Origin of the sequence: Paraburkholderia domus (assembly GCF_905220705.1) — a bacterium.
Lineage (GTDB): Bacteria > Pseudomonadota > Gammaproteobacteria > Burkholderiales > Burkholderiaceae > Paraburkholderia > Paraburkholderia domus.
The window spans coordinates 13281-39261 of the sequence record NZ_CAJNAT010000020.1 but is presented as its reverse complement, the minus strand read 5'-3'; the positions used below and the strand labels follow the sequence as shown (position 1 = coordinate 39261).

General features: G+C 61.7%; 26 protein-coding genes and 2 pseudogenes. 10 read left to right on the top strand and 18 right to left on the bottom strand.

The window, feature by feature from the left end:
- Positions 1-30: 30 nt before the first annotated feature.
- Complete coding sequence (locus tag KHO31_RS27025) at positions 31-879, bottom strand: phytochelatin synthase family protein (RefSeq protein ID WP_201072864.1); 849 nt, start codon at positions 877-879, stop codon at positions 31-33.
- Between the two features lie 135 nt (positions 880-1014).
- Between KHO31_RS27025 and KHO31_RS40085 the strand changes: the two genes are divergently transcribed.
- On the top strand, positions 1015-1437 hold the full coding sequence (locus tag KHO31_RS40085; RefSeq protein WP_407945967.1) for a DUF1289 domain-containing protein: 423 nt from the start codon (positions 1015-1017) through the stop codon (positions 1435-1437).
- A 24-nt stretch (positions 1438-1461) separates the two neighbouring features.
- Here KHO31_RS40085 and KHO31_RS27015 read toward each other — a convergent pair whose 3' ends face one another.
- From KHO31_RS27015 to KHO31_RS27000, 4 genes are all read right to left on the bottom strand, one after another.
- On the bottom strand, positions 1462-2607 hold the full coding sequence (locus tag KHO31_RS27015; protein ID WP_201072862.1) for a GGDEF domain-containing protein: 1146 nt from the start codon (positions 2605-2607) through the stop codon (positions 1462-1464).
- Positions 2567-3376, bottom strand: a complete 810-nt coding sequence (locus tag KHO31_RS27010) for a hypothetical protein (RefSeq protein WP_211624518.1) — start codon at positions 3374-3376, stop codon at positions 2567-2569. Before KHO31_RS27010 ends, KHO31_RS27015 begins: the two co-directional genes overlap by 41 nt.
- 396 nt (positions 3377-3772) lie before the next feature.
- Positions 3773-4117, bottom strand: a complete 345-nt coding sequence (locus KHO31_RS27005) for a cupredoxin domain-containing protein (protein WP_201072858.1) — start codon at positions 4115-4117, stop codon at positions 3773-3775.
- Between the two features lie 35 nt (positions 4118-4152).
- Positions 4153-5133: a metallophosphoesterase family protein gene (locus KHO31_RS27000; protein ID WP_201072856.1), complete on the bottom strand. Its 981-nt coding sequence runs from the start codon at positions 5131-5133 to the stop codon at positions 4153-4155.
- 235 nt (positions 5134-5368) lie between these two features.
- On the opposite strand from KHO31_RS27000, the gene KHO31_RS26995 reads away from it, so the two are divergent.
- Positions 5369-5560 carry a hypothetical protein gene (locus tag KHO31_RS26995; RefSeq protein WP_201072854.1) on the top strand — a complete coding sequence of 64 codons (192 nt, stop codon included), beginning with the start codon at positions 5369-5371 and terminating at the stop codon, positions 5558-5560.
- A gap of 102 nt (positions 5561-5662) precedes the next feature.
- Positions 5663-6397 (top strand): hypothetical protein, encoded by a 735-nt coding sequence (locus KHO31_RS26990; protein WP_201073012.1) that lies wholly within the window; start codon positions 5663-5665, stop codon positions 6395-6397.
- Here KHO31_RS26990 and KHO31_RS26985 read toward each other — a convergent pair.
- Positions 6319-6714: a glutathione S-transferase family protein gene (locus tag KHO31_RS26985; RefSeq protein WP_211624516.1), complete on the bottom strand. Its 396-nt coding sequence runs from the start codon at positions 6712-6714 to the stop codon at positions 6319-6321. The two genes, KHO31_RS26990 and KHO31_RS26985, sit on opposite strands and share 79 nt — an antisense overlap.
- 165 nt (positions 6715-6879) lie before the next feature.
- Entirely contained in the window at positions 6880-7503 is a 624-nt protein-coding gene (locus KHO31_RS26980) for an HAD-IA family hydrolase (RefSeq protein WP_211624514.1), read from the bottom strand.
- On the opposite strand from KHO31_RS26980, the gene KHO31_RS39880 reads away from it, so the two are divergent.
- From KHO31_RS39880 to KHO31_RS26965, 3 genes are all read left to right on the top strand, one after another.
- A complete protein-coding gene (locus KHO31_RS39880) occupies positions 7450-7773 on the top strand; it encodes an NrsF family protein (RefSeq protein ID WP_201085059.1) in 324 nt (107 codons plus the stop codon). The two genes, KHO31_RS26980 and KHO31_RS39880, sit on opposite strands and share 54 nt — an antisense overlap.
- A 27-nt stretch (positions 7774-7800) precedes the next feature.
- Positions 7801-8712: a patatin-like phospholipase family protein gene (locus KHO31_RS26970; protein ID WP_201072846.1), complete on the top strand. Its 912-nt coding sequence runs from the start codon at positions 7801-7803 to the stop codon at positions 8710-8712.
- Between the two features lie 94 nt (positions 8713-8806).
- Positions 8807-9580 (top strand): YkgJ family cysteine cluster protein, encoded by a 774-nt coding sequence (locus KHO31_RS26965; protein WP_236060991.1) that lies wholly within the window; start codon positions 8807-8809, stop codon positions 9578-9580.
- A gap of 32 nt (positions 9581-9612) precedes the next feature.
- Here the strand turns inward: KHO31_RS26965 and KHO31_RS26960 are convergent.
- Positions 9613-10428 (bottom strand): annotated as a pseudogene (locus KHO31_RS26960) (branched-chain amino acid ABC transporter substrate-binding protein); the annotation flags it as partial.
- On the opposite strand from KHO31_RS26960, the pseudogene KHO31_RS26955 reads away from it, so the two are divergent.
- Positions 10425-10724: pseudogene (locus KHO31_RS26955) on the top strand (PLP-dependent aminotransferase family protein); the annotation flags it as partial. The pseudogenes KHO31_RS26960 and KHO31_RS26955 overlap by 4 nt on opposite strands.
- Positions 10725-10887: 163 nt before the next feature.
- Here KHO31_RS26955 and KHO31_RS26950 read toward each other — a convergent pair.
- Both KHO31_RS26950 and KHO31_RS26945 read right to left on the bottom strand, forming a co-directional pair.
- Positions 10888-12243 carry a sigma-54 dependent transcriptional regulator gene (locus KHO31_RS26950; RefSeq protein WP_211624558.1) on the bottom strand — a complete coding sequence of 452 codons (1356 nt, stop codon included), beginning with the start codon at positions 12241-12243 and terminating at the stop codon, positions 10888-10890.
- Positions 12244-12716: 473 nt separating this feature from the next.
- The gene (locus tag KHO31_RS26945; RefSeq protein ID WP_201072842.1) at positions 12717-13871 is read right to left on the bottom strand and encodes an epoxide hydrolase family protein; all 1155 of its coding nucleotides are present in this window, start codon (positions 13869-13871) and stop codon (positions 12717-12719) included.
- Between the two features lie 250 nt (positions 13872-14121).
- On the opposite strand from KHO31_RS26945, the gene surE reads away from it, so the two are divergent.
- Positions 14122-14901 (top strand): 5'/3'-nucleotidase SurE, encoded by a 780-nt coding sequence (gene surE / locus KHO31_RS26940; RefSeq protein WP_201072840.1) that lies wholly within the window; start codon positions 14122-14124, stop codon positions 14899-14901.
- Positions 14902-16207: 1306 nt separating this feature from the next.
- Here the strand turns inward: surE and KHO31_RS26930 are convergent.
- Positions 16208-17107 (bottom strand): DMT family transporter, encoded by a 900-nt coding sequence (locus KHO31_RS26930; protein ID WP_211620673.1) that lies wholly within the window; start codon positions 17105-17107, stop codon positions 16208-16210.
- A gap of 247 nt (positions 17108-17354) precedes the next feature.
- Between KHO31_RS26930 and KHO31_RS26925 the strand changes: the two genes are divergently transcribed.
- On the top strand, positions 17355-17936 hold the full coding sequence (locus KHO31_RS26925) for an alpha-ketoglutarate-dependent dioxygenase AlkB family protein (protein WP_201072834.1): 582 nt from the start codon (positions 17355-17357) through the stop codon (positions 17934-17936).
- 8 nt (positions 17937-17944) lie between these two features.
- Here the strand turns inward: KHO31_RS26925 and KHO31_RS26920 are convergent, their stop codons facing one another.
- The 5 genes from KHO31_RS26920 to KHO31_RS26900 all read right to left on the bottom strand — a co-directional run bounded on the left by KHO31_RS26920 (position 17945) and on the right by KHO31_RS26900 (position 22001).
- Positions 17945-18622 (bottom strand): type 1 glutamine amidotransferase domain-containing protein, encoded by a 678-nt coding sequence (locus KHO31_RS26920; RefSeq protein WP_201072832.1) that lies wholly within the window; start codon positions 18620-18622, stop codon positions 17945-17947.
- A gap of 168 nt (positions 18623-18790) precedes the next feature.
- Positions 18791-19426, bottom strand: a complete 636-nt coding sequence (locus tag KHO31_RS26915; protein ID WP_201072831.1) for a carbonic anhydrase — start codon at positions 19424-19426, stop codon at positions 18791-18793.
- A 426-nt stretch (positions 19427-19852) separates the two neighbouring features.
- Positions 19853-21004, bottom strand: a complete 1152-nt coding sequence (locus KHO31_RS26910; RefSeq protein ID WP_201072829.1) for a porin — start codon at positions 21002-21004, stop codon at positions 19853-19855.
- A 254-nt stretch (positions 21005-21258) separates the two neighbouring features.
- Complete coding sequence (locus KHO31_RS26905) at positions 21259-21579, bottom strand: lipocalin-like domain-containing protein (RefSeq protein WP_236071487.1); 321 nt, start codon at positions 21577-21579, stop codon at positions 21259-21261.
- A gap of 161 nt (positions 21580-21740) precedes the next feature.
- Positions 21741-22001, bottom strand: a complete 261-nt coding sequence (locus tag KHO31_RS26900) for a DUF1488 family protein (RefSeq protein WP_201122455.1) — start codon at positions 21999-22001, stop codon at positions 21741-21743.
- Between the two features lie 212 nt (positions 22002-22213).
- Between KHO31_RS26900 and KHO31_RS26895 the strand changes: the two genes are divergently transcribed.
- On the top strand, positions 22214-23707 hold the full coding sequence (locus tag KHO31_RS26895; protein WP_201072825.1) for an MDR family MFS transporter: 1494 nt from the start codon (positions 22214-22216) through the stop codon (positions 23705-23707).
- 6 nt (positions 23708-23713) lie between these two features.
- Here KHO31_RS26895 and KHO31_RS26890 read toward each other — a convergent pair whose 3' ends face one another.
- Together KHO31_RS26890 and KHO31_RS26885 are read right to left on the bottom strand one after the other, a co-directional pair.
- A complete protein-coding gene (locus tag KHO31_RS26890; RefSeq protein ID WP_201072823.1) occupies positions 23714-24838 on the bottom strand; it encodes an alpha/beta hydrolase in 1125 nt (374 codons plus the stop codon).
- Positions 24839-25012: 174 nt separating this feature from the next.
- Complete coding sequence (locus KHO31_RS26885; protein ID WP_201072821.1) at positions 25013-25900, bottom strand: LysR substrate-binding domain-containing protein; 888 nt, start codon at positions 25898-25900, stop codon at positions 25013-25015.
- Between the last annotated feature and the right edge of the window lie 81 nt (positions 25901-25981).

Below are 25981 nucleotides of genomic sequence, written 5' to 3'. Positions count from 1 at the left end.
GCGTGACAAGTGGCTCGTAAAAAGCGTTGGTTAGTTCGCTCGCGTGCCGACGATCACAATCCCGCGTGAAAGTCCGCTCACACTGTCGACCGCCTGAGCCCCTGCATACAGTTGCGTGACCGGCACCCACACTGCCGGATACTTGTAGCGCGCAACATCGAGAAGCAGCGCGCTATCGCTCGCGGCGTCGTATGCGGCAAGCGGCGACCAGTGGCCGCCACCTGCTTCGCCTATCTCCGCCCGCCTGAAGTTCAATAACGCGAAGCGGTCGCTGCGGCCCGTCGTGTCACGAATCAGATCGCGAAACTGACCGAGCGTCAGATCGCCGGCATGGAATTTCCTCACCTCGACAGGAAATGTGCTCAGGGCCGCGCCGAGCTGGTCGAGCGTCATACCCTCCTTCGATACCTGCGCGGCGTTGGCCACCTGCGGGTCGATACTGCGAAAGAAATCCTCTTGCGAGAAGTAGGGAAAGTCCGGGTACTGCGTCGATTCGGGACGATGGATGCCCAGTGCATTGAGCGCCATCACCGAAGTCGCGACCGAACAGTAGGCTTCGTTGCGCTGCGTTTCGAAGTACTCCGAGAGCGGCCAGTACGACTGGTTATGGGCGGAGGCCATCAACCGTTTCTGGCCGGCCGGTTGCGTCAACGCAATGAGGTTCGGAGGAACGGGCAGCGGCCCGGCGGCCGGGCGTGCTGCGGCCGATGCGGCCGATGCGGGGACTTGAAGCGAAGCTTGATGCGAGGTTTGATCGGCGGCCTGATTGCCAGCCGGCGGCACCGGCGCACAGGCCGCCAGTGTTGCGACCACACATGCGGCAAGCCACGCAAGCGGGTTCGCACTTCGCGCTGCACGAATCAAAGAATATCTGGGCATTGTCCTGACCGCAGAGGTTGAACTTCGAACCATTGCTTTCCTGCCTTGCCGACGCCCCGAAGGAAGTCCCCTCGGGGGACGCGTCTCTTCTGCATCGGCGATGCTTCGAATTTGTAACACGAAACAAATCGACGCGTGAGTTCGCGCCTCGGGCGCATGCTGGTTCAGCCGCTTGATATACTCCCGCGGCATATTCTGGGCGACGCGCCCGAACAGCTTCTCGGCGTCGCTCACAGCCAATTCAAGCAGACCGGATTCGAAATGAGTGACTTAAAAAGCGCTGCGTATGGCGCGGGAGGCGACCCTGGCTCGGCGGGCGCATCCGATATAAAACAAACTGAATCCAGCGGAATCGGCGCGCCGATCATAGCGGTTCCTTCACCTTGCATCGACATCTGCAAACTCGACGTCAATACAGGTTTGTGCATCGGCTGCCTGCGCACGCGCGACGAAATCCGCGGATGGAAACATATGACCGACGACCTGCGCCTGCAGTTGATCGATGATCTGTCGCACCGCAAGGCGAAGCTGGACACCGCGAAGGCGGAAACGCTGTAAAGCAGACCTCATAAAGCGCATGGGTCAACGCGTCTCGCCCACGAACGCGTAACTGTTCTTGCCGCTGCGCTTGACCCGGTACATCGCTTCATCGGCTGCGGCCACGAGGCGATGGTAATCGTCGACAGAATCCGGAAAACTGGCAATGCCGATGCTGGCTCGAACCAGTCCGACCCCTATGTCCTTGTCGGTTTGAACCACGCAGGCGATCAGCCTGCGGGCGATTTCGCCCAGTTCTGCGTTCGTCGAAAACTCTCGAACCAGGACGGCGAATTCGTCGCCGCCGATCCGCGCGACGACATCGCCCTTACGCACCGACTCGCGAAAGCGTTTCGACACCGCGATCAGAAATTGATCACCGACGCGGTGGCCGAGCGAGTCATTAACCTGCTTGAATCCATCCAGATCGACATACAGCACGGCTATTTTGTGAGGCGCCGCGCTCACGGACGACTTCGTCGCCGCCTCTTCGAGCGCGGCAAACAGCTTGCGCCGGTTCGACAAGCCGGTCATCGGGTCGTGCAACGCCGCGTACTCGAATTCGTGAGACTGACCTGCCAGCAGACGATTCCGTTTGGCATACATCCCCAATGCTGTGATCAGCATGCAGAACAGTAGCGCCGCCAACGCGATCAGCGTGCGCGCGACGTGAGCAATCCGCAGGCGTACGTCGGCGCTGTCGGCGTCGCGCTGCGCGCGCCAATAAGCCGATACGGTGCTAAGTAAGGCATCCGTGTCGGGCAGATCGGCGTCGGCTGTGAGCAGGGATGGCGGCAGATGCGGCGCGGCTGAGGGACTCGCATTCACCAGTGCCGCGAGTGACGTGAGGCGATGGGCAAGCTCGGTTCGCGCATGCCGATACCCGGCGGCTCTGGTTTCCGTTGCGTCGGGCAGTTGCTGCCAGACGCCGACCAGACTCCGGGCACCTTCCGCCCGTTCGACCGCTTCGAGAACGAGCCCCGCATATTCCTGCTTCAACTGGTCGGAAAAAATCGTCCTGATCTGCTGCGCAAGATACAGAAGGCCGATCAGCAGGCAAATCAGCGCGGCGGCGGCGATTGGCGCCGGGCCCGGCCTGAAGCGGATCGCGAGGGCGCGCCCACGAGCGGCGCGCTGAGTACGTGTGCGCTCAGGGATGGGAATAGATGTCTTGCTGGCTTCCGGTGCCATGCTGGCGATAGCTTACGCGACGAAAGAACGACCCCATCCGGGCGAACAGACTGCTCTTGTGCCGGGAATTTGCCGTCGAAGAAGATCGATGATCCTGCTGTGCGAGACGTGGGTCTCTGCCGGGACGGCTGGACGCCAACTGCTGCGCGGCTGGATTCGAAGGGGCCGTCGCGCGGTGAGCGGCTGGGACAGACGATGCGGCGACAGCGGGTGTCGCATCCGCGACGCTCGTTTCGCGACCCGCAGGCGTCGAGAATTGCGTGACCGGGCCGGACCAGGAGGCTTGTTGTCCTCCTTCTTCTCCGTCCAGTTCTGCTACTGCCTGCGTTCGTGCTGTTGCCGGCATACCGGCCGTTACCTGCATTCCTGTGGTCACCGGTGTGGCTGCGGTTGTGGCCTGCATGCCAGCCGCTGCCCCCCCGGCTGCCGCCATCGCTGCCGATCGCGTCGCTGCCGCGAACGTTACCGGCCCTAACGGTGCAATTGATTGCGCCAACGCCGGTCCTCCCATAGGCGCTGACGCAGCTGCCCCGAGCGCTTGCCGCGCGCCTGCCATCGCATCGGCATACGCCTGCTGATCATGGTTGAACCAGATGCCATACGCGACCGTACCCACCACGCCAAAAGCTAGCGCGCTCGCCGCCGCGACGCACAGTGCAAGACGTCCGAATCGCGCGGGCGGTGCCGTAGCCGACGGCTCAGCGCCAACGTCGAAGCCGGCATCAAGACTATCCATGGCAGTTTTTTGCAAGTCGGTATCGTTGAGCATCGCAATACGCTCCGGAATCCTTACGTCTGACGTGTCGGCAGACTTTGTTCATACGATTCGGCGATGGTCGATCTGAAGTCGTTAGAAGAATTTATCCCGCACGCCGCGGCCGCGACAATATGTATGGCAATGCTGCGCTTTAAACGCCGGCTTTGCGAGTCCGCTGCGCATCGAAACTACAAGTAAAAGATTCAACGCCGCGTGTATCCCCGGGCGGTGCCGCGAGCCCTCGCAGGCCGCTTCCATGCTGGGCTGGGAGGCGGCGATGCGAGCAAGCGTTGCGTCTCTCCGTTTTGCAAAATGCACGCCAATATGGAACGTCGCGATCTGCGGCCATCGCTTAAAACGCCGTGCACGCACAGTGGGGCGCATGGCGCCCCACTCGGAATCCGGCACCTATTGCACGGTGATCGTTTCTCTCATGTTCGGATGAATGCCGCAAAACACCTTGTACACGCCAGGCTTGTCGAACTTGAACTGGAACGTGTCGTTCTGATCGAGCGCGGCGGAGCGGAACATGCCCGCATCGTTCACGACCGTATGCGGCTCGCCGTCGAGATTTTTCCAGGTGACGGTCGAGCCGGCTTTGACCGTGAGCGCCATCGGCGAGAACATGAAGTTCTTGATGACCACAGCGTTCGGGCTCTCCGCACGCGCAACGGAAATGCCCGCCGACGCTGCCAGCAGCGCCGAACTCCCGAGCAGCACAAAGAATGCGCGGCAAAAAACATTAGTTTGCATAACTGATCTCCTACGAGCGAAAAATATTCACAAAATCAAACGAGTGTCGTGTCGGCAAGCGTCGCCTTCAACGGATGACGCACGATCTTGATACTGGTCACGCCGAGCATCCTGGGGAGCTGATCGCTCGCTACCGTGAGTGGGCCAGGGCCGGGACCATTGCCGGCGGTCGGCTGCGGATAGGCGGTCGAGCGGGCGGTATGGAAGGTAATGTTGCCTTCGACCTTCGACACAATCTGGTGAATATGGCCGTTCAGCACGGTCACCGAGCCGAAGCGTTTCAGATAGCTCATGGCCTGACCGGCATCGCCCGTGCCCCACCCCCACGGCTCGTAGATCGTCCACATCGGCATGTGGGCAAAGACGACGATCGGCGTGCTGGATGAGCGGCCCTTCAGATCGTTTTCGAGCCAGGCGAGTTGCTCGTCGCCGAGACCGCCCAGGCCGTTCGGCTTGAAATGCATCACGTTGACGAGCGCGACGAAGTGCACGCCGTTGTGGTCGAAGCTGTAATAGCCTTTGTTGTCCGAGGCCTTACCGAAGCGGCTGAAGTATTCGGTGCCGGGGCCATCCGTCACGTCGTGCTCGCCCGGCACGGTGTGGAGTTCGGTAATGTTCAGACCCGACATCAACTGCGCCGCGAGATCGAACTCCGCCGGTTTGGAGAGATGCGTGATGTCGCCCGTATGGATGGTCAGCGCGGGCTTGACCGGCATGGCATTGACGTAGTCGATCGTCTGTTTGAGCGTGCCTGCGACGTCCGGGTTGGCCTCCTTATTGAAGCCGATATGCGAATCGCTGATCTGCAGGAAAAGCGGCACGCCCGCGGACGTCGAGGATGATTTCGCATCGGCCGCGAGGGCCAGTTCCACTGGCGTGAGAATGCCGCCTGAAAGAACGAACACCGTGCCTACGCCACCGAAGGCGAGACATTTCAGCGCGCTGCGGCGTGATGGGTTAAATGCGGGGTTGAATGCGGGATTGAATGCAGGATCGGATGAATGATTTGACGACATGTTGACCTCACGATAAGGATTCGCAGGCAAACCGCGGGGTCATCCGGCGGGCCTCACGACTCGGTTCATCTGGAAGACTGCCGTGCCGCCGGTTTTATTCCCGGAACAGAAAATTAGCGCGGGTCAGCAAATCCAGCCGTTTGGGCTGACATGACCCGCACCAGGGAAAATGTGGGAATAGCCACGGCGTGCCTGCAGTCAAGCAGATGAGAGAACCTGAAAAGGAGTAGCCAACATGGACATCATCGACATGGCCCGTGCCTCGGGCATGGCGGTCATCCTCGACGGCAGGATTGGCCGCGAGGAATACCAGAGCGTGTGCGGCTCGCTGTCCGCATTACAGCGATTTGCCGAAGCGGTGCGCCAGGGTACGGTGCAACAGAGCAGACACCAGAAGCGCACTACCACGGCCGCTCGCAGCGCGTGAGATAAGGCAGACGCGCCGGCAGGCTCGGCGCGGCTCCACTGCGGTCTCCCAGGCCGTTTTCGGGAGCATACAAAATGAAAGGAGGGTAATGTGCGACCGGAATTGCGGCCCGTTCTGCGCCGCCTGCAACTCGGATCAGGCGTGGTACTGCTCATTTATCTATTTTTGCACCTGGTCAATCATGCGCTCGGAATCTGGTCGCTCGATCTTGCCGGACGCGGACTCACGTTCGCATTGTGGATCTGGCATAGCGTGCCCGGCACGATCCTGCTGTACGGTTCGGCGCTTGTTCATTTCGCGCTGGCTGTTCGCACGATTTACGGGCGTCGTCACTGGGCGCTCCCGCCCGCCGAATGGATCCGGCTATGGGCAGGACTCAGCCTGCCTCTGCTGCTGATCCGGCATGCGGTGGCGACGCGCCTCGCGGCGTCGCTGTATGGCTTCGAGCCGAATTACGAACGAATCGTGATATCGCTGATCACGAGCGGCACGCAGGGTCTGCAACTTGCGCTGCTCGCGCCGGGCTGGATCCACGGCTGCCTCGGCGTGTGGTTTCGATTGCGTCACTATCCGGCGGCGCAACGCGCGCGGCCCGCACTGCTTGCCCTGCTCGTTGGTTTGCCATTGCTATCTGCAGTGGGTTTTTTGCGGATGAAACAAGTTGTCTTATCCATGCATGCTGTCCTCCCTGCGCCTGATTCGAAACTGCTGGCGCACCAGTTTGCGCTCGATACGTGGCGTCACACCCTGGTCACGCTTTACCTTGCCGTGATCGTTAGCGCGCTTCTGGCGGGACTATTGCGTAACTGGCTGGAGCGCCGGCCGCGTTCGGCATGAGTGGCAACGGAAAAGTCCGCGATCGTCAGGCCGTCGCCAAGCAGCCACTGACGGCCTTTGAGGTGCTGATCGAGTACGCCGGCATGCTTGCGAAACCAGCCCTGCCCCTCTGCGACTTTCGACGGATCGGGTTCGCCGAGTCCAAACGCCGGCTTGATGATGTGCTCGAAGTAAAGCGAGCCGGCATGCCGGTAAAAATGCTGACTGTTCCAACTCAGCCAGCGCACGACATCGGTCTGCCTTGCATCATGCGGCCAGAGTTCGGATTCCGCGCGCTGCGCGAGATGGCAGATGATGGCGTCCTGTTTGCGGACCATCGCCAGTCCGTTCTAGACTGCGGATCGGCCACATTCGAGAGGACAACCCGGTATGGAGATTCTTCAAGGGATGGCAGTGTTCAAACGTGTCGTCGACGCGTCGAGTTTCTCGAAAGCGGCCGATCGGCAGCGTCCGCGTGACGAGGGCGCCGCGTCTCCTGCGGCTTACGCCCGCTCGATTAGTCCGTAACGCGCCAGTTCCGCCGACAACGCTTTCGCGCTGACAAACTGATATCCCTGCAGGCCGGCGTCGAGGGCGCCCGTCACGTTGGCGTCCGTATCGTCGACGAACAGCGCTTCGGCCGCGGGAACACCAAGTTGCTCTACACAGCGAAGATAGGTTTGAGCAGCGGGCTTCGCCGCGCCGAACGCAGCGGACGCGTAGACGTGAGGACCAAACAGTTGCGCGGCGGGTGGATTCAGAAAACCGATATGGTCGGTGAGCAGACGGCAGTTGTTGGTAAGCACGGCAATCCGGCGGCGTTCGGCGACTCTTTCAGCGAGCGCGAGCACCTCCGCATTGGGCGTGATCGATGCGTGGCGCGCCGCCAGCCAGTCGTCGCGGCTGATGGGGTAGCTCAGCAGATCGCCAAGCAAGCGCAGATATTCGTCGTCGCTGATCTGCCCGGCGTCGGCACGGGCTTCGAGCCCTGACCCCCAGATCGCGTGACGCACGACTTCCGGCGTCCGGCCGGAAATCGCGGCCAGACGCTCGACCCGTGCCGAACGGTCGTAGTGGGACAGGACGCCCTCCATGTCGAACAGAACGAGTGTGATGGGTGCCGTCATGCTGTCCACCTCGCGTCGAGAGCTTTCGGAAAAAAGGGACCTGGGCGTTTCTATTGTGCCTCGCCAAATCGGGTTCCGTGCCCTCAAGGTATCGCGCCACCCGTCCCGCCCGGGTCGTGTGTGCTGCTGACCCGGGCGGCCGCGACGCTGGCCTGCCATCTGCACTGTCCCGAGATGGGCATACCATGCAAGGGCGTGTCGTATCTTCCCGGCATGCTGGTGCCGACTGTTATCGGCGCATTGCTCGGACCGCGCCTGCAGCGTTGGTAAAGCGGCCGGCACGAAGCGGAGGCCAACATGTCGTCGATTGATTCCACACTGCCCGATCCGCCGGCGAGCCCGCCGCGCGCCCCGCTGACCGCCTTCGTGTTCTCCGGCGGCGGCAGTCTGGGTGCGATCGAAGTCGGCATGCTGCGGGAACTGGTCAATCGAGGCGAGCATCCCGGTTGTGTTGTCGGCGCATCCGCGGGTGCCATTAATGCCGCCTATTTCGCTGGAAGTCCGAATCGCGAAGGCGTGGCAAAGCTCGAGTCGTTATGGTGCCGGATCCGTCGGCAGGACATCATGCCGTTCTCGATGCTCGGCCTGCTCGATATGGTGCTGCGGCGCCGCCCGCATCTCGTGGAAGCAACCGCATTGCGAATGCTGTTGGAAAGGAACCTTTCATTTATGCGTGTGGAGCAGGCCGCCCTGCCGTTGCACATTGTCGCGACGGACTGTCTGTCGGGTAACGAGATCGTGATATCGTCCGGTCCGGTGGTGGATGCAGTGTTGGCAAGCGCGGCGATTCCGGGGGTGTTTCCACCTGTACGAATCGACGGTGTGGATCTGGTCGATGGCGGCGTCGCCAATAACACCCCGATCTCGGTTGCGATCGCGCTTGGCGCAACTCGTATCGTCGTACTGCCGGCCGGCTTCGCCTGCGCGCTCCGTGCGCCGCCCACCAGCGCGATTGCTCAGGCGATGCACGCGCTCACGCTGGTCATCGCACGCCAACTCGTTCGCGATCTGGAGTTCTACACCGCGCGCGCCGAGATTTTCGTCGTGCCCCCGCTTTGTCCGCTCGACATTTCACCTTACGACTACACCCAATGTGATCGCCTGATCGACCGTGCCGCCGAGAAAACCCGCGCCTGGCTCGATGACGGCGGCCTGCAGCGTGTTTTCATTCCGGGTGAATTGCGCCAGCATTCACACACGGGGCATTGAATCCGGCCGTCCAAAATTTATTTGTGGGGTCGCGGTCAGAATTTCGCCTCTGTTCCGACTAAGCACCACGCCGACTTTTGAAGAGGAAATCAGGGTGGATGACATCAATTTCGAATGCACCGCATGCGGCAAATGCTGCCACGACTTGCGCCTCGCGCTGACGATTACCGAGGCTATCGCCTGGCTGGAGCGCGGCGGGCAAATGGAACTCATCTGCGAGGCCATACCGTGGCCCGTCGAGCCTGAGCTAGGCAATGCGCAAGCTGAGTACAAGCGGGCGCGTTCTTCACCGGCAATGAGCGGAAGCCTGCCGGTCCGCATTTCGATCGTTCTCGCCGCGGCCTTCACTGGCGCGTGTCCCAATCTGCAAGCCGACATGCGCTGTGGTATCTACGAACAAAGACCGCTCGTGTGCCGGATCTATCCCGCTGAAATCAATCCGTTCGTCGAACTGGTGCCGGAAAACAAGGGATGCCCTCCGGACGCGTGGCAGACGACGCCGCTGCAAAGGCAGGGAATCCTTGTCGATGCGACGACCATCGAACTGGTCGGGCAGTCACGTCGCGCGAATCAGTTCGAGGCGCCGCTGCGCATGCAGCTTTGCCTCGAACTGGGACTGAACACTGCTGCGCTCGCGAACGAGGGCTTTGTCATGGTGTCGCCGGATAGCGAAGCCCTGTTGACGGCCCTGCGCCAGATTCACGCGACCGCTCAATCGCAGGAAGCCGCCACACAGTGGACGTTCGTTTCGAATCGCGCGGGCACCCTGGAGACGCTCCTGTCCGTGGGCGCGACCGGCCATCTCGCTGAGGCCACCGCTACCGGCAATTCCCGGTATCACGGTTTTTTCCCGCCCTCATCGACGTAAAACCACAGGCGGGTTCTCGTTCTCGTAGAGCATTAGACGCCGTTGCCGCCTACGGTCTTAATGCTCTTCCACTGCCCTTGCTGGACCTGAAACAGCGTGTACGGCGGCTTGATCAGATCGCCATAAGGATCGAAGGTGATATTGCCGGTCACACCGGTCACCTTCACTTTCGACAGGGCGTCCACAATCTTCGCGCGATCAAGCGAGTCGGCGCCGTGAATCGCTTTGATCATGGCGAGTGCGGCGTCGTACGCGAACGGTGCATAGAGCTCGACATCCTGATTGAAGCGCGCCTTATAACGCTTGCCGAACTCCTGTGCGGCGGGCAGCTTATCGAGCGCCGGACCGGGTTCGAGATCCTGCGTACCGTCACCCGCGGCGCCGGCGATCTGCAGGAAAGCATTGCTCTTCAGTGCGCCCGCGCCGAACAGTTGCGCTTGCATGCCCAGTGAGCGCATCTGCTTGACCAGCATTGCCCCCTGCTCGTCCAGCCCGCCGAAAAAAATCAGGTCGACGTTCTTGCTCTTGAGCGTCGTCAGGATGGCGCGAAAGTCCACCGCCTTGTCATTCGTGAACTCGCGATCGACTATGTTGCCGTTCGCTTCCTTTGCACCTTTTTCGAACGCATCCGCCAGCCCTTGCCCGAACGCCGTGCGGTCGTCGATGATGCCGATACGCTTCGCCTTCATCTGCTCCACCACGAAATGCCCGGCTACGACACCGCCGATGCCGTCATGCCCCATCGTGCGGAACACGTTTTTGTAGCCTTGCTTGGTGAGTTGCGGATTGGTCGAGCCCGGCGTAATCATCGCAACATCCGCCTGGTGATAGACCGTCGACGCAGCGACAGGATCTGGCTCGCGAGTTGTTGCCGCAGGAATTGCTGCAGACCGATCCAGCGTGCATGTTCGTGTGGCTCAAACTGCCGCCGCCGTGGCGTGCCGACGACTTCGCGGCGAATGCGAAGGCGCGCGGGGTGGTGGTGATGCCGTCGTCGGCATTTGCCGTGGACCGCTCGGAGATCGAGCACGGCGTGCGGATCAACCTCGCATGCGCGACGAGCCGCGATCAACTCGTGAGTGCGTTAAGACTGCTGACGGGCACGCTGAAGGATCGTCCTCGGGATTTGTTTGGGACGATCTGACGGGCGGTCACCGTATTGCACCGCAGAGACGATGGTCAGGCGCTTCACGCTGTGCGAGGCGTAAGCAGACAGCGTGGCGAGACGTTCCACACTCAGCAAACGGGTACACACGTTTCAACGAGTGAACAAATTACCTGACCACTCACTGCACGCGATCTTCGCGTCAAGCTTCAGCAGCGTTGTCTTCACCGTACCGCATGCCATGCGTGCTGAGCAAACGGTACAGCGTTGCGCGTGAAATGCTGAGTTCACGCGCGGCGTCGCCGAGCCGGCCGCGCTGGCGCAGCAGCGCGAGTTCGATGGCCTGCCGCTCCGCTGTCTCACGCGCCTGCGCAAGCGTCACGGGCGCGGTCGCGACGTAACCCGACAGTTCGAGATCGTCCGCGGTGATCGTGCGGCCCTCCGACATCACCATGGCGCGGCGAACCCGGTTGATCAGTTCCCGTACGTTGCCGGGCCAGTCGTATTGATGCAGCACTGCGATCGCGTCCGGAGAAAAACCGTATAGCCGGCGGCTCGCATCCTTCCTGTAGCGATCCAGCGTGTACAGTGCGAGCAGCTCGATGTCCTTGCCGCGCGCGCGAAGCGGCGGCTCGTCGATCCTCAATACGCACAAACGGTGGTACAGGTCCGCGCGAAAGCGGCCGTCTTCGATTGCAGCCTCCATATCGACGTGGGTGGCCGAGATGATGCGCACGTCCACATCGATCGCACCGTTGCCCCCCAGGCGGTCGATGGTGCTTTCCTGCAGGAAACGCAGCAGGCTCGCCTGACTCTCGAACGGCAGATCGCCGATTTCATCGAGAAACAAAGTGCCGCCGTGAGCGGCTTCGACGCGCCCTATTCTGCGTTGACTCGCGCCCGTGAAGGCGCCGCGCTCATAGCCGAACAACTCGGATTGCAACAGGTGCGGCGGAATCGCACCACAGTTGATGGCGACGAACGGCGCATCACGACGCGGCGAGCGAGCGTGAATCGCCGCGGCTGTCAGCTCCTTGCCCGTTCCCGATTCACCGGAGACAAAGACGGGCGCGTCGGTTGTCGCGACTTTGCGGATGGAGCGGAATAACGCGAGCATGGCATCGCAGGTGCCGATCATCTCGCCTTCAACCATGGACGTATCGACGAATACGGGCTCGCCGAGCGAGATCATGCCGCAGGCATGGCCAACCGTATCGACAATCCTGGCGTTCGCAGCAGGGAGCGTGACGTAATCGAAACAGTAATCGCGCACCAGCCGGCGTATGGCGGTGTCATCGAGTTCCGGCGCGGCGGTCATCGCCACCCAGCCGATGTTCGGCACCGCAAGGCAGGCTTCCAGCGCGGCAATATCGCGGGAGTCGAACACACTCGACAGATCGACCAGCCCGCCCGCCAGCGAGCCGTCATCCACGGCTCGCCGTACATCGCGAACCGAGCCGATGACCTGGACCTCCCAATCGCGCTCCTCGAAGCTCGCCAATAGATCCGGCGAAGGATCGCACGTGAAGTAGATGACACGCCGCGTAGTGGCCTTCATTTTCTGCATTGTTTTTTGTTTTCCCGCAGAGTCTATCCCGACACGTATTGCATTCAGGTCCCTCGCTGCTGCGTTGTTCCTGCTGCGCCGCGAACGCGAATGCCTGTCCTCCCTCCGGAATCAGGTGCGTACTGGGTGCCACTATTTCATGGTGCATCGGGTTCCGGTGAATCGACGGCGCTGCGAACGCAGGCTGGCGAGAAACCGAATGCAATGACGATCGCTGATCATACGCGGCTGCACGATCGCCGCAATGGGTCCGGACCATATTTGATGATTAAGTTCACATGCGCGTCACGCGACGTTACCTGGCCACATTGAGAGGCACACTGATCAGACATACGCGTACGCTGGATTCGGCCATGCGACATGCATATTCAGCCAGACAACATGACATAAATGCGATGCACGAAGTGCCTCGGCATCGATATCGAATCGATGCCTCGTGCGTCGACACAATTGAGTCGACGTGCCTAAGCTCTCAACTTCCTGAACATTTTGCGAATCTCGGCAGCGAGCAAATCAGGCTTTTCCATCGCAGCGAAATGACCGCCGCTCGGCATGTCGGTCCATTGCACAACGTCGAAGGTCCGTTCGAGCCACGTGCGCGGCGGATGATTGATCTCTTTCGGAAAGTGGGCGAATCCCACCGGCGGCACGACGCGTTGCCCCTCGGCGAAGCGCATTGGCTGCAGCCGGTTTTCCCAATACATCTGTATGGCCGATCCGATACTCTGCGTGTGCCAGTAGAGTGAAATGTTGGTGAGCAGCTCGTCTTTCGAAAACACCTGCTCGACGTTCTCATCGCAATCGCTCCACGCGCGAAACTTCTCGCCGATCCAGGCAGCGAGTCCCACCGGCGAATCGTTCAGCGAAGCAGCCAGAGTCTGCGGTTTCGTGGTGTGCATATGGGCGTAGCCGCCTTCGAGAGCAGCCCATTCGTTCTTCTCCCGCAGATAGGTTTCCTCCGCGGGCGTGAGCGGTGTCTGCGCGGCGCCGTTTGCAGGCTCGTATGAACTCGGCAAGAAGTTGAGATGAATGCCGTCGACACGCTCGCGATGCCGTGCCGCAAGCGCGATCGAGACGCCTGCACCCAGATCGCCGCCCTGGGCACCAAAGTGTTCATAACCGAGGCCACGCATCAGGGACGCCCACAAGTCCGCCACCTGAAATGCGGAAGTGCCGGGCTCGACGGGAGCCAGCGAGAACGCGAAGCCGGGCAGCGACGGAACGACGACGTCGAACGCATCGGCCGGATCGCAGCCGAATGCGGCCGGGTCGCATAGTCGGTCAAGCAGTGCGTGGAACTCGAAAAACGATCCCGGCCAGCCATGCGTGACCACGAGCGGATAACACGCCGGGCCGACGCCGCGCCGATGCACGAAGTGCACGCGCTGACCATCGACTTCGGCGAGAAATTGCGGTTGCAGATTCAACCTGCGCTCGGCCTCACGCCAATCGAAACGCTCGGCCCAGTACTCGGCGAGTTCACGCAGCCAGGCGGAATCGGCACCCTGTTGCCAGGCTGGCGACGGCGTCGCCGGTGCCCAGCGCGTCGCGCGAATACGCCGGCGAAGATCGTCTATGTCAGCGTCCGGCACGGCAATCTGAAACGGCTCTATTTGCATGTCAATTCATCCGGCACAGGGGGTGGGGATAACGGGCGCTTCGAATTCGATAGCGCTAGTCACGGCAATTCAGCAGGACCAAAGCACGGAGCGAGCATGGAGGGCACGAAGCAATCTGCATGGTACACAATGGCCGCATTTCCCGTTGTGTGTCCCGTAGACCACCGCGTGAGCTGCCCGCTTCGCAACACGCTCTTCGCAATAGCCGGATAATGGGACTTCCCTAACCGATCGAGAGGAGCTTGTTGCGATGTCTGCTTACGAATCCAAAGTGCCGCGGGTACTGTTGACGAACGACGACGGTATCGACGCGCCCGGCCTCGCCGTACTCGAAGCGGTTGCCGCCGAGCTCGCGCACGAAGTCTGGGTGGTCGCGCCTGAACACGATCAGAGTGGCACATCGCATTCGATCAGCCTGCATTCGCCGCTGCGAGTCAGCCGCCAGGGCGAGCGGCGTTTTGGCGTAGTGGGCACACCGGGCGATTGCGTCGTGATGGGGGTGCGGCATCTGATGCGCGACGCGCCGCCTACGCTGATTCTTTCCGGCGTCAACCGTGGCGGGAATCTCGGCGTGGAAACGATGTTCTCCGGCACGGTCGGCGCCGCGATGACGGGCCTGTTACTTGGACTGCCGTCGTTTGCGTTGAGTCAGACTTTCAGCGACCGCAACAAGGTGCGCTGGGACACGGCCCGTGCGCTCGCGCCAGGCGTCATTCGCCAATTGCTCTCGATCCAGCACGATGCACCCACCTGCCTGAACATCAATTTCCCCGACGTCGACGCGGCCTCGGCCGGTCCGCTCACACCGAGCAAACAGGGCGTCGGACTCGTCGAGGATATCGAGGTGCTGCCGCACGTCGATCCACGCGGGATCGATTACCACTGGTTGCGGTTTCAACGCGGCACGCGTGCGAACGACCCCGATAGCGAAACCGCCGTGGTGGCGTCGGGACGCGTGTCGGTTACGCCGCTTGCGTTCGATCGCACGGACGAACCCACGTTTGCGCGGCTCGCTGCGTCGTTGCGCTAACCGCCGGCCTGCGCGGTTTCATGGACGCGGCGCGGCACTCAGGCTCGGTGCGCCGGCGGGTCCAGCCGGGTCCGGATTGCCGAACGCCGGAAGGCTGCCATCGGCTCGGGCGCGGGCGATTTCCGCGCGTACCTGTGCGCGTGTTTTTGGCCCGCCGTCCGGCTTCAATAGCGAGCCGGCGGCGGGCGCAAACTGGGGTGCCGGCGGCGCCGGTACCGATTGCAGGCTTGGCGATGGTGCTGATGTCGACTGTATCGACGGTATTGGCTGTGTCGCCTGTATCGGCTGTATCGCAGCAGACGCGCGGGTTTCATTCGAGACCACCTTCCCGTCAACTGGCTCGGAAGATGACGAACTCGCAACAACAGGTGCAGCAGTGGCGCTCGCTCTTCCACCCGACGTGTTACCGGTGCTAACAGCGGCTGCTTCGGCTTCCGGAGCACGCCGGGTCTTCGGGTAACCGGAAGACGCAACGTTCGAGTGATCGCGTGCCGCGACATAGCTTCTATGGGTGTGGCCTGTTTTCCCGGAAGACGGTGCTGAGGATCGCGCCGATTTCGACCGTTGCGGCGTCGGCGTTTGCACATGCGCAACGGCCAGCGGATGCCGCGCCTGCTCCGTGCGCGCAGCTACTTCTCTTTGCAGCGCGAGAACCTGATCGTCGTCGCGGTGTGCTGAACGCACCGCATCCAGTTGCGCTTGGGCAGAGACAAGATCGTTACGCTGCAGACTATTGCGCGCAGCCCGGAGATCCCCGGCAACGGCCGCAGCCGAATCACTGCGTGAAACGACCGGTCCGGACCTCACCGAGCCGGTCACCATGTCGCCGCGGGTGTAATGAGCCGACGCATTGTCGCGACCCAGGCCGAGTTCGTCCGTCGACAGCCATCTTTTGTCGGACTGCGAAATATATGCTGTGATCGCAACCGCGCCGAAAAATAGGCTCAAGAGAACGATCTTCCTGGATTCACCAACCATGACGTCTCCCTCTCAAATCGTGGACATGCGCGTTTTCGGTTTCGCAAACGTGCTCGAATTCATCAGAGTGTTCGCAGCGAATCGATCGATGCCGGCGCAACGACCGCGAGTTCGGGTCGACACTGTCACGTACGAGTAAGAGTGCAAGCTGGATGCCTGCTATCTATCATTTATAGTCGTCAAACGCCGATTCGTCCGCTTGCGTAGGGCGTGTTGTCCGAAAAAGCCAGCTTGCTGGCCAGGCTTTCCTAGGACGATTGTTTGAACTGCGAAGCAATGAAAGGCCGGTTTGAATTCGGCGTTTGAATTCGACGCATGCAGCGCACGGCTACACGAGCGGTCCCTCAGTCTGTTTGCCGCGCACGGCAACCGCGATCGAGCTGCCGACAATCAGCGCAATGCCGAGCAGCGACATGCTGCCGATCGTCTCGCCCCACACGACGTAGCCGAATAACGCCGCCCACACGATGCTGGTGTAGTTATACGGCGCGAGCGCACCGGCATCGGCCTGACGGAACGCCATGGTCATCAGCAACTGTCCTGCCGTGGCAAACCCGCCGAGCAACGCCATCACCGCGAGTGCTTCGATCGACGGCGTGCGCCACGCGAAAATGAGCGATGCGCTGGTGACGATCGTGCCGATCACCGTGAAATACAGCACCGTGGTGCCCGAATCGTCGGTGGCGCGAATCCGCTTGATCTGAATGATCGATAACGCGCCGAAAACCGCGCTCGAAATCAGCAAGGCCGGACCGAGCCAACTCGAGTGCGAACCGTCCGGGCGCACCACGAAAAGTACGCCGACAAAGCCGACCGCCGCCGCGAGTGCATCACGCGGCTTGAGCGTTTCCTTCAGAATCAGCGGTGCGAGAACGATGACCAGCAAGGTCTCCGAGTAGACGATTGCCACCGCTTCGCTGAGCGGCACGTACGGCAGTCCGGCAAAGAACAGCCCTGAGGCGCCGAGCAACGTCAGCGCGCGCAAGGTCTGCCCGCGCACATCCATGTGTTTGAGACGCTCGATGAGCGGTTTGCCGCGCAGACACACCGCTACCGCAGGCACCAGGCCGAACAGCATCCGGAAGAACGTCACTTCATTGGCCGGATAGGCGAGCGCCACGGACTTCGCCAGGGCGTCGACGAGCGCGAAGCAGAACATCGATACGAGAATCAGCGCGACGCTGCGCAGCGGCACGGCTGTATTCCGGACAGCAGTGATGGGCGGCATAAGTTTTCTTGGGGGGGCGCGTAACAACGCGCCGCCCTGGTTTCGCCCTTCGATGAAAGGGTCGTGTAATCGGAAAACGGATTATGCCTGCTGCTCCTCCCACTATCGACTGGAAAAACCGCATTGACCCTTTCCGCATGGCGCCGGCAGGCGTTCAGTCAAAACACTGTATAAAAACACAGTATAATGTGCCGTATGAAGCCCCCGCGCTGATTGCGGGGCTATCGCAACTCAAGGATTGGAACGTATGGTGCACCAGCAAGGCTTATTCGCATCCGAGCCTGTGGCCCTTTTCCATGACGCTGAAGGCGGGATTCGCTATTTGCCTGATTCGATCCCCGCAATTACCGCGCAACAGTGGTTCGACCAGGCACGTCAAAATATCGGCTGGATGAGCCAGCAGCGCATGATGTACGACCGGGAGGTGGCGGTGCCGCGCCTGCTGGCCACCTTCGCCCGCGAATCAGAAGATCTGCCTGCGCCGCTGGGCGAAGCATTTGAAGCCGTCCGCTCACTGCTTGGCGCGCCGTTCAACCGCGTCGGCCTCAATCTCTATCGCGACGGCAACGACAGCGTTGCACTCCACGGTGACAAGACGGAAAAGCTGTTGCCGGCCCAGCCGATCGCCATCGTCTCGCTCGGCGCGAGTCGCCGCATGTCGATCAGGCCGAAAGCGGGTTCCGGCCGGATCGTGCACGTGGACCTGGAGCCCGGCAGTTGCATCGTCATGAGCTACGCTTCGCAATTCACGCATGAACACGGCATTCCCAAGATGGCCGGGGTGACCGGGCCGCGTATCAGCCTTGCGTTCCGCTGCTTTGCCGGTTGAGGCTGCTTCTAGGCAAGTTTCGCGAGCAGTGCTTTCGCCGCGGCTTCCGACGAGGCGGGATTCTGCCCCGTGATCAGATTGCCCGCGACCACGACATGCGACTGCCAATCCGGCCCCTTCGAATAGCCGCCGCCGTTCTTCTTCAACATGTCTTCGACGAGGAAAGGAACAACGTCGGTCAGGCCGACTGCGGCTTCTTCGGAATTGGCAAAGCCGGTAACGGGCTTATCGCGTACGAGCGGCGTTCCGTCCGGCGCCTTCGTATGACGCAGCACACCGGGTGCATGGCATACCGCACCGACAGGCTTTCCCGCGGCATAGGCCGCTTCGATCAGGGCAATCGAATGTGGGTCTTCGGCGAGATCCCACAACGGTCCGTGGCCGCCGGGATAGAACACCGCGTCATAGTCCGCGGCCGACACGGTGGAGAGCTTGGCGGTACTCGCCAACGCGGCTTGCGCGTCCGGATCCTTGCCGAATCGCCGGGTCGCGTCGGTCTGCGCATCGGGATCGTCGCTCTTCGGGTCGAGCGGCGGCTGGCCGCCTTTGGGCGACGCGAGTGTCACATCGGCGCCGGCCTCCTTGAACACGTAATACGGCGCAGCAAACTCTTCGAGCCAGAAGCCGGTTTTCCGGCCCGTATTGCCGAGCTGGTCATGTGAAGTCAATACCATCAGAATTTTCATGGAAACCTCGGAGCCAGATTCAATTCGCGTTACAACACGCCACGGAGCGGGGTCGTCCGCTCCAGATGCTCAGGCAGTATAGGCGGCGATCCGCAGCGCAGAAGAGGTTTTCTGGTCCTACTGCGCTCGCCTTGTCGGAAGGTGGCGCCCCTCGCCTCCAACGTCACGCTAGACGACATAAATTTCAGGGTTGTCCACTAACGGCAGAAACTGCCCGGTGCGCCCATCGAGTGCGAGCATTGCGCCGCTCTCGATATCGAAAATCCAGCCATGGAGCCGCAGCGTTTTGTTCACGAGGCCCACAGCCACTGACGGATGAGTGCGAATGTTCGAGAGTTGTGCAATCACGTTATCTTTGACCAGGGCGTCGAGACGCTCTGCATCCGATGCGTACGTTCGCGACGCATTGATCGCTTTCGCGGCGTCCGCGTGACGGAGCCACCCCGCCACTGCCGGCAGATGGTCGAGGTTCTTGCATGTGCAGATCGCCGTCATCGCCCCGCAATTCGAGTGGCCGCAAATCACGATATCCCGCACGCCCAGCACAGCGACCGCATATTCGACGGTGGCCGATACCCCGCCCGGCTCCGGCCCGTAAGACGGCACGATGTTGCCCGCGTTGCGGATCACGAACAGCGCGCCGGGTTCCACCTGGGTCAGCAACTCGGGAACGACACGGCTATCCGAGCAGGTCACGAACAGCGTGTTCGGACTTTGCGAAATCGACAAACGTTTGAACAATGCGCTCTGCTGCGGGAAGACTTCGCGTTGAAAGCGGATGAATCCTTCTATGATTTCCTGCACGACGTTCTCCGGATAATCAAAGCCTCAGCCTGCCGAGCGAGCGGCAAGGGGCCAAGGCGTGTCTACGATCGGTTCGCGCGACTATACCGCAGCCGCAGTGACCGCCGCCTCATCCCTCATCGCCCGACACCGCAATTGAGGCTCCCAAAGTCAATCATGAAGCACGAACTGCAGGTCTGCAAACACCATCGCCGAAGACGAAAAAAACCCCGGCTGTTACCAGCCGGGGCCAACTCTCTCGCTCGCACACCGGGAACCGTGCGTGCATCAGTACTGTACCTGCGCGGATAAAGCGGATCTACATGCGACGCTGGAAGAGTCCTTTCCCCCCCTCGCCGGCTCCGCTGCTCAAATCTGAACGTGTCGCGCTATAAATTGCTGGGTAAATGGGTACACGCGTTGCTACATGAATTGCGGATCCCGCGATCAGAAGCGCGTACGCAGTCCCACGGTGCCCACGACCTGATTGCCGGTCGAGGACGCGCCGCCCGCCGTATTGATGAAGGCGGTATAGCCCTGGCCGCTCACGTGCTGATACATCGCTTCGGCGTACACGTCGGTGCGTAACGAAAGTGCATAGACGGCCTGCACATTCACCTGATTCCACTTCGGATCGGAGCCGAAAGTCGACGTGCCGCTCACGTGCGCGTTCGTGTACGTGTACGACGCGCCGAGGCTCAGTGCGGGCGTCACCGCGTACTTGCCGTTCACTTCGAAATTGTCGAAACGCATCGAGCCGTGCGTCGCGCCAAACGACGCCGTGTTCTGAAACTGGCTATGCGTATAGACAAAACCGGTCGTCACCGGGCCGAAGCCGTAGCTCAGCGCTGCGCCGGCCGTGCGCTGAACGTCGGCGCCGAGCTGAAAACCGCCCGTACCATTGGCCGCCGACTCCGCGAGATCGACCGCACCGCCCGTGTTCGTCGTCGAATTGGAACCATTGATCTGCAAGTAGCCCGCGGCCGCCTTGAACGGGCCATTGCTATAGCTCACGCCCGCGCTATAAGCACGATTGACGGCGAAGTCGGTGTTGTTCGAAAACGCGTAGAGGCCGCCGAACGTAAAGCCACCGTAATTCACGCTCGTGTACTTGATGGCGTTGCTCATGCGCACCGAGTGGTTCAGGTTGTCGTTGTCGAACGGATGGGCAAAGCCTGTATCGCCAAAAGTACCGGCCGTGCCCGACAGCGGCGCGACGAAGTCGACGAGCGAGTCGTATTGACGACCGAGCGTCAGCGTGCCGAACTGCGTGCTGCTCAGACCAGCAAACGCCTGGCGGCCGAACATGCGGTTGTTCTGGCCGAGCTTGCCGTTCTGCACGTTGTAGCCGTCTTCAAGCACGAAGATGGCCTTCATGCGGCCGCCGAGATCCTCGCCACCGCGCAACCCGAAGCGGCTGCCGTTGATATTGCCACTCGTCGCTTGAACCAGCGCGCCCTGCGAGCCGCCCTTCTTGACGTTGTTGGTGTACATCACACCGGCGTCGATGAGGCCATACAGCGTGACCGAACTTTGTGCGTTTGCCGCGGTAGCGGCAAGTCCTGCAAACGCCGCGACTGCGGCGGAAATTTTTTTCACGAAAATGCTCCTGCGTAGCTGAAGTCTGGTTTTGAACAGCGACGCGGAGTATAAAAAGCCGGGCCCGTAAAACGAATGCCCGGGCTCTGGAGCAGTCCTTTATAGATTTAAGAATAATCGTTCATCAATATGCAGCAATTCAGACGCGATGCGCGCGGACGCTGTGTTTCTGCCATCTGAGGAAGTTGACCGGCTCGCTCGTGCCGCGGGTCCGGTTGCGTGCGAACAACAACACGTCCTGCCGGCGAGGCGCACTATTTCATGCGCTGCCACACGACCTTCGACGATCCATAGCCGAAGGCTCCCGGCGTGATGTAGGTCAGCCGGTCACCGTCGAGCGTAAACGGGCGGCGCTGAACCTCTGCGTCCCAGTTCGGAAAAGTGCTTTTTTGAATGTGAAAAACGATAACCTGCGCTGCTGGGTCCACGGCATACGTGCCGAAATGCGCGACGTTGCCGCGGGTGATTTTCGCGTTTTCTTCCGCCGTGCCTTGCTGCCTGTCCCCTGAATTGCGTAATCCGCTACACGCCTGCGCGGCACAGTATCCGGGTCTCGACCGCTTTCTGGTATCCACGAACGGGTGGAGGCGATTATGTTGGGCGAGACAAAAGACCGAACAGATCGTGTTCGGGTGTTTTGAAGCGTAGGTGGTTTGCTGGGGAAAATCTATCGGAGCAGGCCCGGCACGCAGATGCCGGACCCTCCTCCTCTCTCAAGATTTGGGCTGCTCGGGCCTCAGTTGAAATCCCCGGTCTCGAGTTCCACGGATTGCCCCCCGTTTTTCTCGAGTACCCGCCGCGTAGCATTTTCAATCCGCGCGCGATTCGCCTCGAAGGTCCCGACCAGATCGTGGGCCGATGGTCCCGCGTTGCCGAAATGGTCGTTCAGCGCGTCCAGCGACACGCTGCACCAGACGTCAGCCCCATCGACATTGGCTTCGAAGGCGACGCGCGCGGCTGCCACCACTTCACGGCGTCCGGTGAATTCGATCCTCATAATGACCCTCCATTTGGCGAAAGTAAGGCTGAACGGGCAAATGCTGTGCCAAGCCGCTTTAGCTTCGCCAAAGCGGCTCGCGTTCAGCACACATTCTCCGCAAGGTGCATACTCCACATCGGCCGCCTTCGCGCGGCCGCGCTTTTGCGTCGCGGTGTGCGTGTGACCTGTCACGCCGTTAGACGCTTCCAACATCCTAATACTACCGCCCCATGTCCCGCAGCCCGCAATCGTCGCGTCCTTTAGTCATTGCCGCAGTCATGGCTTCGATGGCGATGGTCGCCATCGAAGCCACCATCGTTTCCACCGCCATGCCGCAGATCGTCGCGCAACTCGGCGATCTGCATCTGTATAGCTGGGTCTTTTCGTCGTTCCTGCTGACGCAAACCGCGATGACCGTGGTCTTCGGCAAGCTCGCTGACCTCTACGGGCGCAAGCCGGTCATGCTCGCCGGCATCGCGATCTTTCTGCTCGGCTCGGTGCTGGCCGGCTTTGCCTGGTCGATGCCCGCCATGATCGTGTTCCGCCTGATTCAGGGCATTGGTGCGGGCGCGATCCAGCCGGTCACGCTGACCATCGTCGCCGACCTTTACCCGGCGCGCGAACGCGGCAAGGTGCAAGGCTATCTTGCCAGCGTGTGGGCCATTTCCGCGGTGGTCGGGCCGATGGTGGGCGGCTTCATCATTCACAACCTGTCGTGGGCGTGGATCTTCTGGATGAACGTGCCGATCGGCCTTGCCTCGGCAGCCGGCTTCATCGCGTTCCTGCGCGAATCGGAACGGCATGCGCGTCCATCGATCGACTTTGCCGGCGCGGCGCTGTTCATGGCGGCGATCGCGGCACTGATGATGGCGCTCACCTACGCAGGCGACGACGACATCGCCCGGGCGTCGCTCGCGGGTGGCGCATTCATGCTGTGCCTGCTGTCGTTCGTGTTTCAGGAGCGCCGCGCGGCTGAACCGATGATCTCGTTCGCGCTCTGGAGCCACCGGCCGATTGCCGCGTGCAATGCCGCAACCGTGCTGTCCGGCATGATCCTCATGGGCGCCACCACCTTCCTGCCGATGTATGTGCAGGGCGTGCTGCACCGCTCGCCGGTGGTCGCCGGTCTTGCGCTCACGATGATGATGGTGGGCTGGCCGGTGGGCGCGACGCTCGCGGCGAAAACATTTCACCGCATCGGCTTGCGGCGCATTCTGATCGGCGGCAGCGCGTTCATACCGCTCGGCGCGGTGCTGCTGCTGTTCCTGCAGCCTGGCGGCTCGCCGCTCATCGCAGCGTTCGGTTCGCTCATCATGGGCTTCGGCATGGGTACGTCGAGCGTCAGTTCGCTGGTGCTGATCCAGGAGATCGTCAAGATGGAAGAGCGCGGCAGCGCCACCGCATCGAATCTCTTTTCGCGCAATCTCGGCAGCACGCTGGGCGCGACGCTGTTCGGCGCGGTGCTCAACTTCGGGCTCAGTCACTCGAAGGGCGTCGCTGTGGTCACCTCCGATCAACTGAAAGCGCTGCTGCAGAATCAGGCGGCGAGGCTCGCCGATAGCGACATGATTCGCATGGTGTTGCATCAGTCGCTGCACCTGACCTTCATCTCGATCTTTGCGATTGCGATTTTTGTGGTCGTGCTGCTGGGCTTCGTGCCGGCGATCAGCATCGGGCCAGAGAAGACGATGCCGCTCGAAGCGTTGTCGCCGATCGAGGACTGAACCTCGCTACGAGCCCCCCGCTGGCAACGTGGCGGCGAAAAAGTCGAGCGCCCGTTGGGCCGTCTGCGCATGAATCGCATCGCGATCGACGCCCGGATTGTCCTTGCAGATGGTCGCAAGGTGTTCGACTGCAGCGGGGAAGCAAGTATCGAGAAAGGTGTAGTGCGACGCACCCGGCACCATCGTGACGTTTGCCTTCGGCATAAAACCTGCGATGCGGTGGATATTGGTGTTCACGGGCGCGGTCACGTCGGCCTCGCCTGCTAGCAGCGACACGGGAATGGTGACGTCGGCGAACGAGGTGCTATCGAACGCCTCGCCCAGCGCCGGCGCGATCGCAAAGACCGCCTTGATGCGCAGGTCCCGGTACGACGCACCGGCACGTGCCCGGGACGCCTTCGTCTCAGGCGATAGGGTGGCGAGCGTCAAGGCAGGCGCGCCAGGGTCTTCATGGATTCTCGCGGCCTCGGGCGGATGACAGATGGCATCGGCCTGGGGTGACGTGCAAAAGCGCTCGAACGCCGCCAGATTGGTGCGTGCCCCCGCCAACTCAAGAACCGTATAACCACCAAGCGAGAAGCCCACTGCGCCGATCCGGTCCCGGTCGACATGCGGACCCAGCATCGGATCGGCGAGGACGCCGTCGATCACTTCGCTGGCGTCGGTGGCACGTTCCCACCAGAGCATGAAGCCATCGCGGGTCATCGGCTCCAGTGCGTTGTTACCCGGATGGTTGGTGCCGGCGACGATATAGCCTTCGGCCGCGAGCGCCGAAGCCAGCCAGTCGAGACTGTCCGCGCTGCCACCGGTGCCGTGCGACAGCACGAGCAGCGGATAGGTTGCGCGCACGCTGGACAGAGGCGCATCAACGACTGCCGGATGCCCATGAAAAAACGGATGACCGGGCGCGCCGATGTCATGCGTGGCCTCCGCGAGTGCCGGGTCGACCGGATACCAGATTTGCGTCACCAGCGCCTGCGTTTGAGCGCCGCGCCAATGACGGACCACGGCGGGATGAAACACGCGCCCGGCCTCCCCCACATGCCAGGACGCCTGATCTGCCGGCGCGGCGGCGCCCGCCCACAACAACGCCACCAGACACGCGAGGGCGGCACAGCCTAGACGAAACATGGTGAATCCTTGTGGATGGGGATCATCAGATCCGTGACGCAGGCGTTCTGCAAACCACCGCCTCATCGCTGGAAGGGCGTACAGAGCTTGCGAAATTTACCGGGGCGCACGCTCGACGTTCAATACTACATGCGGTTCCTTGTGCGCCCGACGCGCAACAGGACCTGCTGCGCGTCAATTGCCGTCCCGGCAGCGCCTCACCATCCACTCATAAACCGCATCCACCGCGGCGGAGCGCGCCGGTTGGGCGGAGCGCATTAACCAGAGCGGCGCGAGTGCGAAACCAGGCACCTGCGGCAAGATCTCGACCCGCCCGCTTGTTAAAGCATCGGCGGCGGTGAGCCGGGACACCATCGCGATACCCGCTTCCTGCTCGGCGGCCGCCACCAGGATGCGGGGATCGTCGATCGTCATGGCGCGCCGCGTACGCAAACCGCCGCGCCTTAACTCAGGCAACCACGGCGCCCACTCCGGTCGCGCCTCAAGCATCAGCAACGGCGCTTGCGTCAAGACCTCGGGAAAGGGCGCCGAACGCAGACGACGCGCGGTCATGGGCCCGCAGATAGCGACCGCCTCCTCGTCGAGCAACGGTTCGCAGATCACTTCGGGTGTGCGGATCTCCTTGGCGGACACGACCAGGTCGACATCGACACGATCGATCTCGTTCACCTCGTCCCCGGTGATGAGCCAGATCTCGATGTCCGGCAACGTCGCCGAAAACGCAGGCATGCGCGGCATGATCCAGCCCGTCGCAAACTGCGGCGCGCAATAGATGATCACTGAATCGGGATTGCCATACGGCTCGATGCGATCGCGCCCGTCGGCGAGCGTGGCCATTGCCGACGTCACGGTCTGCGCAAACAGCACACCAGCGGCCGTCAACGCGACGCCGCGCCCGATCCGCCGGAACAGCGGCACCCCGGCCCACTCCTCCAGTTGCTGGATCTGATGACTGATCGCCGATTGCGTCAGCGCGAGTTCTTGCGCCGCGCGCGTGAAGCTGCCGAGGCGCGCGGCGGCGTCGAAGGCGAGCAAGGCCTGCAGAGGGGGAAGTCTACGCATTGGATCGCCATGGTTTCGGGAAGATATTAAAAATATCGATACTTCCAGCAAGATTCTTCGCTTTTCGCTGGAATATTGCCC

Coding starts and splice junctions, on each gene's coding strand:
- KHO31_RS27015 (WP_201072862.1), bottom strand. CDS start 2,607: ATGGCACCGGAAGCCAGCAAGACATCTATTCCCATCCCTGAGCGCACA.
- KHO31_RS26895 (WP_201072825.1), top strand. CDS start 22,214: ATGTCCCGCAGCCCGCAATCGTCGCGTCCTTTAGTCATTGCCGCAGTC.
- KHO31_RS26890 (WP_201072823.1), bottom strand. CDS start 24,838: ATGTTTCGTCTAGGCTGTGCCGCCCTCGCGTGTCTGGTGGCGTTGTTG.
- KHO31_RS26945 (WP_201072842.1), bottom strand. CDS start 13,871: ATGCAAATAGAGCCGTTTCAGATTGCCGTGCCGGACGCTGACATAGAC.
- KHO31_RS27005 (WP_201072858.1), bottom strand. CDS start 4,117: ATGCAAACTAATGTTTTTTGCCGCGCATTCTTTGTGCTGCTCGGGAGT.
- surE (WP_201072840.1), top strand. CDS start 14,122: ATGTCTGCTTACGAATCCAAAGTGCCGCGGGTACTGTTGACGAACGAC.
- KHO31_RS26930 (WP_211620673.1), bottom strand. CDS start 17,107: ATGCCGCCCATCACTGCTGTCCGGAATACAGCCGTGCCGCTGCGCAGC.
- KHO31_RS27010 (WP_211624518.1), bottom strand. CDS start 3,376: ATGCTCAACGATACCGACTTGCAAAAAACTGCCATGGATAGTCTTGAT.
- KHO31_RS26985 (WP_211624516.1), bottom strand. CDS start 6,714: ATGGTCCGCAAACAGGACGCCATCATCTGCCATCTCGCGCAGCGCGCG.
- KHO31_RS26920 (WP_201072832.1), bottom strand. CDS start 18,622: ATGAAAATTCTGATGGTATTGACTTCACATGACCAGCTCGGCAATACG.
- KHO31_RS26995 (WP_201072854.1), top strand. CDS start 5,369: ATGGACATCATCGACATGGCCCGTGCCTCGGGCATGGCGGTCATCCTC.
- KHO31_RS26980 (WP_211624514.1), bottom strand. CDS start 7,503: ATGACGGCACCCATCACACTCGTTCTGTTCGACATGGAGGGCGTCCTG.
- KHO31_RS26885 (WP_201072821.1), bottom strand. CDS start 25,900: ATGCGTAGACTTCCCCCTCTGCAGGCCTTGCTCGCCTTCGACGCCGCC.
- KHO31_RS26970 (WP_201072846.1), top strand. CDS start 7,801: ATGTCGTCGATTGATTCCACACTGCCCGATCCGCCGGCGAGCCCGCCG.
- KHO31_RS26950 (WP_211624558.1), bottom strand. CDS start 12,243: ATGAAGGCCACTACGCGGCGTGTCATCTACTTCACGTGCGATCCTTCG.
- KHO31_RS27025 (WP_201072864.1), bottom strand. CDS start 879: ATGCCCAGATATTCTTTGATTCGTGCAGCGCGAAGTGCGAACCCGCTT.
- KHO31_RS26900 (WP_201122455.1), bottom strand. CDS start 22,001: ATGAGGATCGAATTCACCGGACGCCGTGAAGTGGTGGCAGCCGCGCGC.
- KHO31_RS27000 (WP_201072856.1), bottom strand. CDS start 5,133: ATGTCGTCAAATCATTCATCCGATCCTGCATTCAATCCCGCATTCAAC.
- KHO31_RS26925 (WP_201072834.1), top strand. CDS start 17,355: ATGGTGCACCAGCAAGGCTTATTCGCATCCGAGCCTGTGGCCCTTTTC.